The organism is Deinococcus carri, assembly GCF_039545055.1.
GTDB classification, from domain to species: domain Bacteria; phylum Deinococcota; class Deinococci; order Deinococcales; family Deinococcaceae; genus Deinococcus; species Deinococcus carri.
This window is the reverse complement of the sequence record NZ_BAABRP010000016.1, coordinates 1-11,971: the sequence shown is the minus strand read 5'-3', so window position 1 is coordinate 11,971 and position 11,971 is coordinate 1. Positions and strand designations below refer to the sequence as shown.

The window sequence follows — 11,971 nt, the reverse complement described above, 5'->3', positions numbered from 1 at the left end:
CGGGGGCTGTTTCGTTTTTTATCCACAGGGAGCGGGTTTTTCCACACCCTCTGTGTGGATAACTTTTGGACCACGGGCCATGAGCGGTGGGTCAGGATGTTATCCACAGCACTCGGGGTTGTCCACAGTAGTCTGTGCAAAACTTTCCCGCCTCGCGGCCCTGCTGGAAGTGGCTGACAGGTCCATGAAGGCCCCGTGAAGGAGCCGGGAGGGTCAGGACCCCAGAACCAGCCGCGCGAAGCGGTCCTTGCCCTTCTGAATGACCGCGCCGCCCTCCCGCGCCAGGTCTTCCTGGCCCAGGGTGCCCTGCGCCTCGGTGTACGTCTCGCCGTTCAGTCGCAGGCCCCGGTTCTGGATCAGCTTGCGGGCCGCGCCGTTGCTGGGTTCCAGGCCCGCCAGCACGATCAGCCGCGCCATGCTGACGCCGTTCTCACCCAGCTCCTCCCGGGAAACCGTGACGGTGGGGAGATTCTCGGGGATGCCGCCTTTCGCCACCGACCGGAAGCGCTCCTCGGCGGCGTCCAGGTCCGCTTCGGGGTGCAGCCAGGCGACCACCTCGCGGGCGAGTTCGCGGTGCGCGGCGACCGGGTGCCCGGCCAGCAGTTCCTGAATCCGGTCCTGCGGCAGGTCGGTCAGCAGGGTGAAGTAGTTGGGCAGCAGGGGGTCGGGCACCTTCATCAGCCCCGCGAACATCACGTCCGGGGCGTCGGTCAGGCCGATGTAGTTGTCCAGGCTCTTGGACATCTTCTCGGTGCCGTCCAGGCCGACCAGCAGCGGCAGCGTCATCACCACCTGGGGTTCCTGGCCGTAGTCGCGTTGCAGCGCCCGGCCCACCAGGTTGTTGAACAGTTGGTCGGTGCCGCCCAGCTCGACATCGGCGTGGAGCGCCACGCTGTCGTAGCCCTGGGTGATGGGGTAGAGCAGCTCGTGCAGGCTGATGGGCGTCCCGGCACTCAGCCGCTTGGTAAAGTCGTCGCGTTCCAAAATGCGGGCCACGGTGTATTTGCTGGCGAGGCGGATCACGTCGGCGTAGCCCATCGGCTCCAGCCACTCGCCGTTGAAGCGGATTTCCAGCAGCTCCGGGTCATCGCGCAAGATCAGCTTGCACTGCTCCAGGTAGCTCTGGGCGTTGGCACGGGTTTGCTCCAGCGTCAGCGGCGGGCGCGTCTTGGACTTGCCGCTGGGGTCGCCGATCATCGCAGTGAAGTCGCCGATAACGAGGATAACTTTGTGCCCCAAGTCCTGAAACTGCCGCATCTTCATCAGGGGTACGGCGTGCCCCAGGTGCAGGTCCGGGCGGGTGGGGTCGGCGCCGAGCTTGACGCGCAGCGGTTTACCCTTCTCCAGCTTGCGGCGCAGGTCGTCCTCGGTCACGAGGTCCACCACGCCGCGCCTCAGGATGGCGAGCTGTTCTTCGACGGGCAGGTTCCGGCGGATGTCGTTCATGGGCACTCCCAAAGGAAAGGGCGGCGCACTCGCTGTTCGCAAAGTACGCCGCCTCGGGGTTGGATTTCAGGCTATGACTGACCCTCCCACCTAGCGGCGGGGTCGATATGCACGTCGGGTCAGACGCCTCATGGGGTGCAGTGTAGCAGGGCGGCCAGCTTCTGGTCACGGGCTTCCGGTAGCCTGCTTTCCGTGAAGACCATGCACGAGTTGCGGACCACCTTTCCCCGCGCGGGCCGCCTGGAGTGGATCGGGCTGCGCGAGGCCCGCCGTGCCCCCGTCCGCCCCGTGCCGGAAGCGGAGGTGCATCCGCTGGTGGGCTTGATCGGGGACCACGGCAAGGTGGCCCCGCCCCGGCTGCGCGCCCTGACCGGCGAGCCGGGCGAGGTAGTCGCACCGGGCGCAGCCCAGCCCATTCCCGGTGGCCCCGGACGGCGGCAGGTCACGCTGCTCCAGGCCGAGCATCTGCCCGTGATCGCGGCGCTGGCCGGGCTGGAGGAGGTCCGGCCCGAGGCGCTGCGCCGCAACCTCCTGATCGGCGGCATTCCGCTGCTGGCCCTCAAGAACGCCCGTTTCCGGGTGGGCGAGGTGGTGCTGGAGGGCACCGGGGAATGCCACCCCTGCTCCCGGATGGAGGAGACGCTGGGCGAGGGCGGCTACAACGCGGTACGCGGGCACGGCGGCCTGACGGCGCGGGTGATTTCCGGCGGCATCATCCGGGTGGGCGACCCGGTCGTGTTTCTGGAAGCGGGCGCGGCGGGCTGACCGTATGCTGGGCGGGTGAGCCGTCCCCTGCCGCCTCCCCGCCCGTCCGCCTCGCGCACGCTCGCGCGGGCCTTTGGGTTCACGCGGCTGATCGTGGAACTGGGGGTGCTGAGTTCCTTCGCCTTCAGCCTGGTGCTGTTTATCGCCGCCATCGGGCAGGCGTACCGCACCATCGGGGACGCCTTCCGGCACCTGGGCGAGGAAGGCACCACCAAGCACCTTCTGATCGCCGCCGTCGAGCAGGCCGACACGCTGCTGGTGGGGGTGGCGCTCCTGATCATCAGCCTGGGCCTCCAGGCCCTCTTTATCGGGCAGCTTCGCAACGTGCCCGCTTGGCTGCACGTCCACAGCTTCGACGACCTCAAGCAGAAGCTGATCGGCGTGGTGATCACGGCGCTGGCGGTCAATTTCTTCGCGGTGGCGCTGGAATGGACCGGCGGCACCGAGATTCTGGCCTACGGGACCGCCGTCGCCGCCGTGATTCTGGCGGTAGGGGCCTACAGCGTGGTGCTGCGCGGCCAGACTCCAGATGACCAGTCTCCGGAGCAGGTGGAGGAGGGGAGGCCCGATGAAGACCCCCACCCTTGACGCCCGCCTGGAAGCCGTGCTGGACCTGATTCGTGCCGGGGTTCACGCCGATATCGGCTCCGACCACGCGCACCTGCCCATCCGGCTCGTGCGGGAGGGGCGGGTGACGCGCGGGGTGGTGGTGGAGCTGAACCCCGGTCCCCTCGCGCTGGCCCGGCGCAACGTGGCCCGAGCGCGGCTGGAAGACCGGCTGGAGGTCCGCGAGGGCGACGGCTTCGCGCCCCTGGCCCCCGGCGAGGTGGACAGCGCCAGCCTGACCGGGATGGGCGCGGGCACGATGGCGGGCATCCTGCGCCGGGCGGGGGAAAGGTTGCCGCCCGCGCTGGTCGTGCAGCCCAACGACTCACCCCGGCCCCTGCGCGTCTGGGCACGCGAACACGGCTACCACCTGACGCACGAGCGTCTGATTCCGGGCTACTGGCCCTATCCGGTGCTGCGGCTGGAGCGCCGGAACGGCCCCGACCCGGCCTACGCGGGCCTGCCCCCGGACGCCGCCCTGCGCTACGGCCCCCACCTGCTGCGCGAGGGTCCGGCACTGCTGCGGGGGCAGGTGCGCGCGGACCTCACCCGCCTGGCCCCGCTCGCCGCGCCGGGCCGCACGGCCCAGACCGAGCTGGAGGCGGCGCGGGCGGCCTGGGCGGTGCTGGAGCCGTAGGGCAGCGGGCGCAAAGGGGAGTGTGGGAGCGCTGATTCCGCACGGGAGGCGTTGGGCTTCCTGACGCCTGGCTGCTGGAAGCTGGCGGCTGGCCGCCTCCCCACGCTTGTCTCCGGGCAGCGGCCTTCCCAGTCCCTGCTCCGCAAGCTCTGTCCCCGCTCAAGACCGGCCCGCCCCGTCCCTCACGCCTGGCCGGTACACTGGCCCCCATGAGTGCCGAACAACAGGGGCAGCCGCAGGGGCAACAGAATGTCGATCAACTGAGCGTCAACACCATCCGGACGCTCGCCATTGACGCGGTGCAGCGGGCCAACAGCGGGCACCCCGGCGCGCCGCTGGGCATGGCCCCGATGGGCTACGTGCTGTGGCAGAAGTTCCTGCACCACAACCCGCAGAATCCCGAGTGGCCGGGCCGCGACCGCTTCGTGCTGTCGGCGGGGCACGCCAGCATGTTGATCTACTCGCTGCTGCACCTGACCGGCTACGACATGCCGCTCGAAGACCTCAAGAACTTCCGCCAGTGGGGCAGCAAGACCCCCGGCCACCCCGAGTTCTTCCACACCAAGGGCCTCGACGCCACCACCGGTCCGTTGGGACAGGGCGCGGCGATGACGGTCGGCATGGCGATGGCCGAGCATCACCTCGCCGCGTGCTACAACCGCGAGGGCTTTCCCATCTTCGACAACTACGTGTACTCGATCCTGGGTGACGGCGACCTCCAGGAGGGTGTGAACCACGAGGCCGCGTCGCTGGCGGGGCACCTCAAGCTGGGCAAGCTGATCTGGCTGCACGACGACAACCAGGTGCAGCTCGACACCGCCACCTTCGAGGCCGTGAACGAGGACACCGCCGAGCGCTACCGCGCCTACGGCTGGGAAGTGCTGCGCGTGCAGGACGGCAACAACCTCACCGAGATCGAGAACGCGATCCGGCAGGCCCGGACCAACCTGGACCAGCCCACCCTGATCCAGATTCGCACCGTGATCGGCTTCGGCAGCCCCCGCGCGGGCACCAGCAAGGCGCACGGTGAACCGCTGGGCGAGGAGGGCGTGCAGGAAACCAAGGCCGCCCTGGGCTGGGACTACCCGCCCTTCACGGTGCCCGACGAGGTGCGGGCCAACATGGACGCCCGTGAGCGCGGCGCGCAGCAGGAGGCCGAGTGGCAGGCCCTGATGGACCGCTACCGCGCCGAATACCCCGAGCTGGGGGCCGAGGTGGACGCCCTACTGGCGCGCGAGCTGCCCGCCAACCTGGCCGAAGTCCTGCCCTCCTACGAGGTGGGCGGCAAGCCCATTGCCACCCGCAACGCGAGCGGCGAGGTGATCAACGCGCTGGCGAAGGTCGTGCCCGGCCTGATGGGCGGCAGCGCGGACCTCTCGGGCAGCACCAAGACCACCATCAAGGACGGCGGCGTGCTGGAACCCGGCCACTACCAGGGCCGCAACGTGTATTTCGGCGTGCGCGAGTTCGGCATGGCCGCCGCCGCCAACGGCCTCTCGCTGTACGGCGGGCTGCGCCCGCTGGTGGGCACCTTCCTGGTGTTCGCGGACTACCTCAAGCCCGCCTTCCGCCTCTCGGCGATCCAGATGCAGCCCGTCACCTACGTCCTGACGCACGATTCCATCGGCCTGGGCGAGGACGGCCCCACCCACCAGCCCATCGAGCAGCTCGCCATGCTGCGCGCGGTGCCGGGTGCCCACGTGATCCGCCCCGCCGATGCTAACGAGACGGCGGCGGCCTGGCAGATGGCGCTGGAATACGGCAAGGGGCCGACGGCGCTGGCCCTCTCCCGCCAGGACCTCCCGGTGCTGCCGCGCAACCACGCGGGCGTGAGGAAGGGGGCCTACGTCGTCCGCGACGCGGAGGGCGCACAGGTGATCCTGATCGCCACCGGCTCGGAAGTCAGCCTGGCCCTCGACGCCGCCGAGGCCCTGGCCGGGGAAGGCGTCCAGGCGCGCGTCGTCTCGATGCCCTGCATGGAAGTCTTCCGCGAGCAGGACGCCAGCTACAAGGCCAGCGTGCTGACGCCCGGCGTGAAGCGTGTCGCCATCGAGGCTGCCAGCAAGCAGCCCTGGTACGAGTGGGTCGGCACGGACGGCGCGGTGATCGGCATGGACACCTTCGGCGCGTCGGCCCCCGCCAAGGTGCTGTTCGAGAAGTTCGGGTTCAGCGTGCCGAACGTGGTGAAGGTGGTCCGGGGCGTGCTGGAGGGCTGACCGGCCATCACCATCAAACAGAAGCGTCCACGTCCCGCAGAGGGGGTGGACGCTTTCTGCTGGCCGGAATCAGGCGTCGACGTCGGGTTCGTTCAGGGCAGCGACGATGCGGGGCAGGGTGTCGAAGAGGCTGGTCACCACGATGATGAACAGCACGGCGGCCACCTCCACGTTGGCCCCGGCGAAGGGATTGAGCGCCGGAACGCTGCGGATCAGCCCGCCGCCGAGCAGCAGCGCCGCGAAGCTCGCCCACAGTAGCGGTCCGGAGACGGCGTAGGCCCGCGCGATAAAGGCGTTGCGGGCGTGGGTTTCGTACTCGTCGAGGGGCGTGCCCTTGCGAAAGAGGCGGTTCCAGACCCAGACCTGGGAGGTGAGGCCGTGCAGGCCATAGGCGATGACGGGCAGCAGCAGCAGCGGCCAGACGCTGGTCCAGCGCTCCGTGTCCAGGCTGGGCAGGAACAGTTGCGCCAGCAGCACGCTTACGCCTAGCAGGGCCGCCAGGACGCGGCGGGAGGTCAGCGAACGGCGGCGACTGTAGGCACGGCTCATCAGGGTCATGCGGGTTCCTTTCGGCCGTACACCTGCGCGCTGAGCGGCGGGAGCGGCGTGAGAGAGAAGATCGCCTCGACGGGCAGGTCGAACACCTGCGCGATCTTCAGCGCGAGTTCCAGGCTGGGACCGTAGTCGCCCCGCTCGATAAAGCCCACCGACTGCGGGTTGATTCCGGTGGCGGCGGCCAGGTCCGCCCGGCTAAGGTTCCGCTCGGCACGCAGGGCCGCCAGCCGGTTGTAGAGTTTCGCCTCCTCACCTCGTTGCCTGACCATAGCTGGATATTATGTATACATAACAAACGTGTCAAGAGGTGGCCTGCCGAACTCGGCCTTTACCCCTCCTAAAAGATGTGTCCTGTGTGGCCTTGCGCGCCAGTCCCCCGTGTGACAGTGCGCCGCATGGCAGACCCGCAAAAGGACCAGAAGCCGCCGCAGCGGCCCGCCCAAGACCCATCCACGCAGGACCGGCCCATGAGCGCCGCCACCGAGGACTTTCCCCAGAAGACTTCCGGCGAGCAGCAGGGGCAGGAGCCGGGCCACCAGTCGGAGATGGGTCAGAAGCCCATCACCATCCGCGACGACTACCGGGGCAGAGGCAAGCTCCAGGGCAAGGTGGCCCTGATCAGCGGCGGCGACAGCGGCATCGGCCGCGCGGTGGCGGTGCATTTCGCCCGCGAGGGAGCCGATGTCGCCATCATCTACCTCGACGAGCACGAGGATGCCCAGAAGACGGTGGCGCTGGTGGAGGGTGAGGGCCGCCGGGCGCTTGCCATCGCGGGCGACATAGGTGATGTGCAGTTCACGCAGCAAGCCGTGCAGCAGGTGGTGCAGCAGCTCGGCAAGCTCGACATTCTGGTGAACAACGCCGCCGAGCAGCACCCGCAGAAAAGCATCACCGACATCACGCCCGAGCAACTGGAGCGCACCTTCCGCACCAACATCTTCGGCATGTTCTACCTGACGCAGGCCGCGCTGCCGCACCTGCAAAAGGGCGCGACCATCGTCAACACGACCAGCGTCACGGCCTACCAGGGCAGCCCCCAACTGCTGGATTACGCCAGCACCAAGGGCGCGATTGTCGCCTTTACCCGCAGCCTCAGCCAGAACCTGGCCGAGCAGGGCATCCGCGTGAACGCCGTGGCCCCCGGCCCCATCTGGACCCCGCTGATTCCCAGCACGATGGACCAGCAGAAGGTCGAGAGCTTCGGCCAGGACGTGCCCCTGAAACGCCCCGGCCAGCCCGCCGAGGTCGCGCCCTCCTACGTCTTCCTGGCCTCCGAGGACAGCAGCTACATGAGCGGACAGGTGCTGCACCCGAACGGCGGCGAGGTGGTGAACGGGTAGCTTTTAGCCATCAGCAATCAGCCGTCAGCAAGAGCAATTCTGCTGACGGCTGATTGTTGAAAGCTGACGGCTTCTTATGCCTCCGTGCTCAGGTTCTCCCGCGCCCACTCGTAGAACTCCGGCTTGTAGAACTCCAGCCGGATTTTCTTGTATTCCTTGGTCGAGTACAGGATGGCGTGGGGAGTCCCCTGGGCCACTTCCTGCTCGATGGCGGCAATCTTGCCGAAGGCTTCTTCCTTGCTGCGGCCGTGGACCATCGTGAAGATGGTGTAGGGCCACTCGGGGTAGGTGGGGCGCAGGTAGCAGTGGCTGACGGCCTTGAACTCGGCCATCTGGCGGCCGACCTCGGCCACGTCCTCCTGTGGCACTGCCCAGACGCCCATCGCGTTGAAGGTGAAGCCCGCCTTCTGGTGGCGGAAGACGGCGGAGACGCGGCGCAGGGCACCGGCCTCCTTCATTTTCTGGGCGTGCGCGGCCAGCTCGTCGATGCTCAGGCCCAGCGCGGTGCAGGCGTCCGCGTAGGGTTCCTCGGTCACGGGCAGGTCCTTCTGGAACTCCAGCACGAAGGCGCGGTCAAGGTCGGTCACCTCGTAGCCCACGTTGCGGTCGGCGTTGGTGTACTGGGGCCTCGCCTTGGCGTTCCAGTCCTCCTTGCCGCTCATGTCGAACTCAACGCCAATCTTGAACAGGTGCAGCGTGGGCATCAGCCGCGTGACCCGCGCGCCGCTCTGCTCGTGCAGCTTCTGCACATGCGCTTCGAGGTCGCTCTCGGGCGGCACAGCGATGGTGTACCACAGGTTGAAGTCGTGGTTGCGCTTGTAGTTGTGGCTGACGCCGGGGTGCCGGTTGACGACTTCCGCGCCCGCGTCGAGCTGTTCCTCGTCGTACACCGCCGCGACCAGGCTGGACTTATAGCCCAGGGTGCGTGTGTCGAAGATGGCGCTGACCTGGCGCAGCACGCCCTCTTCCTTCACCTCGCGCAGGATGTCCAGGGCCTCGGCTTCCGTCAGGCCGACCTCCTCGGCCAGCACGCGATAGGGCCGCTGCACGATGGGAATGTCCTTCTGGATGCGGTTGAGCAGTTGCTCGCGCGGCGTCACCGACGGGGGGGTGGGAGCGGTGGCGGTCATGCCCCCACGATACGCCCCGGCTGAGCGGCAGAACGTCCCCGAACGAACGGTCAGGGGAAGCCCTCAGCTCTCAGTGGTCAGCTTTCAGCAAAAGCTCTCCTGGCTGACGGCTGAAAGCTGACTGCTCCTATAGGCCACAATGCGGTCATGGTGACTGCAATCGTGATGGTCCAGGCAGAGAGGCAGCGCATTCAGGAAACCGCCGAGGCGCTGGCCGGGGTGCCCGGTGTGCGTGAGGTCTACAGCGTGACGGGCGAGTGGGACATCGTGGCCGTGCTGAAACTCGACCGCTACGACGACCTCGACGACGTGGTGACCGGGCATCTGCGGAAGGTGGAGGGGATCATGCGGACCCAGACCATGCTGGCCTTCCGCACCTACAGCGAGGCGCTGCTCGATCAGGGCTTCGGTGTGGGCCTGGACGAGAGCCAACCCGAGTGAACCTGCTCCCGCCTCGCGCTGCCCAATTCGCCGTACCGGGCTGAGGCATAGCCAACCGACACGGGCCTGTCACCTGACCCCTGGTTTCGTCACGCTTTGATCCTGCCACCTTTCATCAAAGGTGCGATTCGTTGCCAGGGACAGGAAGTATGATTCAGACCCTGCATGAGGCGTGATAATCGGGACCATCCCTGAGCATGAAACAGCGAGACGAGGTATCTGGACTGCGCGTTTTTCATGCGAGGGTCCGGCAATGTTTTGCTGAAAATAGCGAAAGACGGAGGGGTGGATTCTGCCCCTTTGTTCTCAAGGTAGGGGAATCGCAAAGTCCCCCGCGGATTCAAAACGTCTGGTCAAGTGGGGAGGGCAGAGAGTTGTTCCGGCCTGTTTATCACCAGAACGAACAGAGACGGCCTCCGCTCACCGAACCAATAAAAGGTGGGCCGAGGTGAGTTACCACCCTGACAGTTGTCCTGCTCCTCCATGTTTCTTCGGGCAAACAAGGACGGGGCCTTTTACGGCCAAGACACCTTTCGGGCAGTCACGTACACCTGCTGGAATCAAAGAGGGGGTGTTGTCTTTACAGCGGGGGCCGCGGGAGCTTATGTTCTGGAGAGGAGGCACGACCATGACTTACAAGAAACTCAGCGAGCAGATGCACGAACTCGGCAACCCCCAGCGCAGTGACGCCTTTGTCAAGATGTTCCGCGAGGCGGTGCGTGAGGGCAAGTTCGATGCGACTTATCTGCCCGAACGCTTCACGATGCCCAAGCAATTCAGCCGCCGGGGTGAAGAGGGCAACTACCAGCGCGACACCAAGGACATGCTGTTCGAGGTGACGCCCGCGTTCGAGAAGTGGTTCGAGCAGACCAACACTGAACTCGCGGCCCCCTCGCGCCGGAGCGGCTCGCCCAAGCCCACCGCCGAGAACATCGAGGCCGGGCTGGTGGATTTCAAGGCGCTGGCCGAGGAAACGCGCCGCAAGATGCAGGCCAGCTACCAGAAGGGCCAGGCCCTGGGCCAGAGCCGCGCCCGCACCACCAAGAGCAAGACCACCAAGAGCAGGAAATAAGAGCAGGGAATAACAGACGCCAGGCGGGGCGGTTGCGAGGGTGTTTCCCCTTGCACCTGCCCCGCCTGGCGCTGCCTGGCCGTATGCTGCCTGTCATGATGGTTGCTCCACCCGACGCTGAACCGCAGACCACCCCGACCTCCTCCACGCCCCGCCGGGGCCTCCTGATCGTGATGACGGGCGCGTCCGGCGTGGGCAAGGGCACGCTGCGCGAGCGCTGGCTGGCCGGGCAGGACGTGTTCTACTCGACCTCCTGGACCACCCGTGAGGCCAGAGAGGGCGAACGCGACGGCGTGGATTACGTGTTCGTGACGCCGGAGGCCTTTCTGGACAAGGCGCGGCAGGGCGGCTTCCTGGAACACGCGCAATTCGTGGGCAACCACTACGGCACGCCCATCGAACCCATCGAGGCCGCGCTCGCACGCGGGCAGGACGTGGTGCTGGAAATCGAGGTCGAGGGCGCGATGCAGGTTAAGCACCGCATGGGCGAGGAGGCGGTGCTGGTGTTTATCATGCCGCCCAGCCTCACCGAACTGCGCCGCCGCCTGACCGGACGCGCCACCGAGACGCCCGAGCGCATCGAGAAACGCCTCGCCCGCGCCCGTGACGAGATCAGGGAGGCCCATGCCTTCCGCTATGTGGTGGTCAACGACGACCTGGGCCGCGCCGTGCGCGAACTCCAGGCCGTGCAGCAGGCCGAACGCGCCCGCCAGCTTCCCGAGGCCGAGTGGACGCCCGAAGACCGGGAAGCGGTCCGCCTGGCCGGGACCGTCCGCAGCAGCGCCCTGACCTCCGATGACCTGGCGCGCGTGGTGGAGAGCTAATCTATGCCCCTGGAACTGGTGCAGGGCGACATCGGCGCGGAGCGGACCTGCGCGGTCGTGACGGCGGCCAACAAGGAACTCGCGGGCGGGGGCGGCGTGGACGCCGTGATTCACCGGGCGGCGGGGCCGGAGTTGCTGCGGGCCATCCGCGCCATCGGGGGCACACCCACCGGGACCGCGGTCATCACCCCGGCCTTCCGGCTGGCGGGCCAGGGCGTGCGCTTCGTCATTCATGCGGTCGGCCCGGTCTGGCACGGGGGCGGACGCGGCGAGGCGGCGGCGCTGGCCGGGGCCTACCGCGAGAGCCTGCGCCTGGCCGTGGAAAACGGCTGCACTTCGGTGGCCCTGCCCGCCATCAGCACGGGCGTCTACGGTTACCCGAAAGAGGAGGCCGCCACAGTCGCCCTGCAAACCATCCGCGACTTCCTGATCACCCATCCCAGCCTGACGGTGCGCGTCGTGCTGTACGACGGCGGCACCCTGAACGTATTCCGCCGAGCGCTGGCCAGGCTGGAAGCGGACTGATACGGGATTAAGTTGATTCGCTGACAGCAAGATAGCTTGCCTGCCCCCTCTCCCCCTGCGGGAGAGGGCTGGGGAGAGGGGGCGACCGGGCAGCTTGCACGCTTCCCGGATGCCAGGGACTCATTTTAATCCCGTATGAGGCAGGGGGCCGGGCGTCCACTGCGATCGGGATTCAGGGTCATGAAGGCTGGACCCTTCCTCCCCGGAAGAAGTGAGCCGCCCGCCGTTCGAGCGCCCCGAGGCCCTTCCTTGACCGCCTTTAGGCCCCAGAAGCCACCATCACTCGCCTGGTCGAGGGTTCAGGGTAATGACGCGTTGTAGCGGTGGATGAAGAGCCAGAGGAGGGTTTCGAGGTTGGCCTGTTTGCGACAGAAGGAGAGACTTTTGCGCACCAGGTGGGCCAATCTCAGACGT

At 67.4% G+C, this 11,971-nt stretch carries 13 protein-coding genes; 9 read left to right on the top strand and 4 right to left on the bottom strand.

The annotated features are described in order from the left end of the window. Nucleotides 1-213 precede the first annotated feature (213 nt). Complete coding sequence (gene tyrS, locus ABEA67_RS15455; RefSeq protein WP_345466852.1) at nt 214-1,446, bottom strand: tyrosine--tRNA ligase; 1,233 nt, start codon at nt 1,444-1,446, stop codon at nt 214-216. Nucleotides 1,447-1,638: 192 nt separating this feature from the next. On the opposite strand from tyrS, the gene ABEA67_RS15450 reads away from it, so the two are divergent. The 4 genes from ABEA67_RS15450 to tkt all read left to right on the top strand — a co-directional run bounded on the left by ABEA67_RS15450 (nt 1,639) and on the right by tkt (nt 5,670). Beyond that, complete coding sequence (locus ABEA67_RS15450) at nt 1,639-2,211, top strand: MOSC domain-containing protein (RefSeq protein ID WP_345466850.1); 573 nt, start codon at nt 1,639-1,641, stop codon at nt 2,209-2,211. Between the two features lie 15 nt (nt 2,212-2,226). Beyond that, nucleotides 2,227-2,799, top strand: a complete 573-nt coding sequence (locus ABEA67_RS15445) for a YqhA family protein (RefSeq protein ID WP_345466848.1) — start codon at nt 2,227-2,229, stop codon at nt 2,797-2,799. Beyond that, nucleotides 2,780-3,454, top strand: a complete 675-nt coding sequence (locus tag ABEA67_RS15440; protein ID WP_345466845.1) for a tRNA (adenine(22)-N(1))-methyltransferase TrmK — start codon at nt 2,780-2,782, stop codon at nt 3,452-3,454. Before ABEA67_RS15445 ends, ABEA67_RS15440 begins: the two co-directional genes overlap by 20 nt. Nucleotides 3,455-3,663: 209 nt before the next feature. Next, nucleotides 3,664-5,670, top strand: a complete 2,007-nt coding sequence (gene tkt, locus ABEA67_RS15435; RefSeq protein WP_345466843.1) for a transketolase — start codon at nt 3,664-3,666, stop codon at nt 5,668-5,670. Nucleotides 5,671-5,739: 69 nt separating this feature from the next. Here tkt and ABEA67_RS15430 read toward each other — a convergent pair whose 3' ends face one another. Continuing rightward, nucleotides 5,740-6,228: a hypothetical protein gene (locus tag ABEA67_RS15430; protein WP_345466840.1), complete on the bottom strand. Its 489-nt coding sequence runs from the start codon at nt 6,226-6,228 to the stop codon at nt 5,740-5,742. Next, the gene (locus ABEA67_RS15425) at nt 6,225-6,494 is read right to left on the bottom strand and encodes a helix-turn-helix transcriptional regulator (RefSeq protein ID WP_345466838.1); all 270 of its coding nucleotides are present in this window, start codon (nt 6,492-6,494) and stop codon (nt 6,225-6,227) included. Before ABEA67_RS15425 ends, ABEA67_RS15430 begins: the two co-directional genes overlap by 4 nt. Nucleotides 6,495-6,692: 198 nt before the next feature. Between ABEA67_RS15425 and ABEA67_RS15420 the strand changes: the two genes are divergently transcribed. Next, nucleotides 6,693-7,565 (top strand): SDR family oxidoreductase, encoded by an 873-nt coding sequence (locus ABEA67_RS15420; protein WP_345466971.1) that lies wholly within the window; start codon nt 6,693-6,695, stop codon nt 7,563-7,565. Nucleotides 7,566-7,639: 74 nt separating this feature from the next. On the opposite strand, the gene ahbA is transcribed toward ABEA67_RS15420, so the two are convergent. Continuing rightward, the gene (gene ahbA / locus ABEA67_RS15415) at nt 7,640-8,695 is read right to left on the bottom strand and encodes a siroheme decarboxylase subunit alpha (protein ID WP_345466836.1); all 1,056 of its coding nucleotides are present in this window, start codon (nt 8,693-8,695) and stop codon (nt 7,640-7,642) included. Between the two features lie 147 nt (nt 8,696-8,842). On the opposite strand from ahbA, the gene ABEA67_RS15410 reads away from it, so the two are divergent. From ABEA67_RS15410 to ABEA67_RS15395, 4 genes are all read left to right on the top strand, one after another. Continuing rightward, nucleotides 8,843-9,136, top strand: coding sequence for an Lrp/AsnC family transcriptional regulator (locus ABEA67_RS15410; protein WP_345466834.1), 294 nt, complete (start codon nt 8,843-8,845; stop codon nt 9,134-9,136). A 628-nt stretch (nt 9,137-9,764) separates the two neighbouring features. After that, a complete protein-coding gene (locus tag ABEA67_RS15405) occupies nt 9,765-10,208 on the top strand; it encodes a hypothetical protein (RefSeq protein ID WP_345466833.1) in 444 nt (147 codons plus the stop codon). 95 nt (nt 10,209-10,303) lie between these two features. Beyond that, on the top strand, nt 10,304-11,032 hold the full coding sequence (gene gmk / locus ABEA67_RS15400) for a guanylate kinase (RefSeq protein WP_425557210.1): 729 nt from the start codon (nt 10,304-10,306) through the stop codon (nt 11,030-11,032). Nucleotides 11,033-11,035: 3 nt separating this feature from the next. Further along, nucleotides 11,036-11,557, top strand: coding sequence for a macro domain-containing protein (locus ABEA67_RS15395; protein WP_345466832.1), 522 nt, complete (start codon nt 11,036-11,038; stop codon nt 11,555-11,557). The last annotated feature ends 414 nt before the right edge of the window (nt 11,558-11,971 follow it).

Coding starts and splice junctions, on each gene's coding strand:
- ABEA67_RS15405 (WP_345466833.1), top strand. CDS start 9,765: ATGACTTACAAGAAACTCAGCGAGCAGATGCACGAACTCGGCAACCCC.
- gmk (WP_425557210.1), top strand. CDS start 10,304: ATGATGGTTGCTCCACCCGACGCTGAACCGCAGACCACCCCGACCTCC.
- ABEA67_RS15410 (WP_345466834.1), top strand. CDS start 8,843: ATGGTGACTGCAATCGTGATGGTCCAGGCAGAGAGGCAGCGCATTCAG.
- ABEA67_RS15420 (WP_345466971.1), top strand. CDS start 6,693: ATGAGCGCCGCCACCGAGGACTTTCCCCAGAAGACTTCCGGCGAGCAG.
- ahbA (WP_345466836.1), bottom strand. CDS start 8,695: ATGACCGCCACCGCTCCCACCCCCCCGTCGGTGACGCCGCGCGAGCAA.
- tkt (WP_345466843.1), top strand. CDS start 3,664: ATGAGTGCCGAACAACAGGGGCAGCCGCAGGGGCAACAGAATGTCGAT.
- ABEA67_RS15430 (WP_345466840.1), bottom strand. CDS start 6,228: ATGACCCTGATGAGCCGTGCCTACAGTCGCCGCCGTTCGCTGACCTCC.
- ABEA67_RS15425 (WP_345466838.1), bottom strand. CDS start 6,494: ATGGTCAGGCAACGAGGTGAGGAGGCGAAACTCTACAACCGGCTGGCG.
- tyrS (WP_345466852.1), bottom strand. CDS start 1,446: ATGAACGACATCCGCCGGAACCTGCCCGTCGAAGAACAGCTCGCCATC.
- ABEA67_RS15440 (WP_345466845.1), top strand. CDS start 2,780: ATGAAGACCCCCACCCTTGACGCCCGCCTGGAAGCCGTGCTGGACCTG.
- ABEA67_RS15395 (WP_345466832.1), top strand. CDS start 11,036: ATGCCCCTGGAACTGGTGCAGGGCGACATCGGCGCGGAGCGGACCTGC.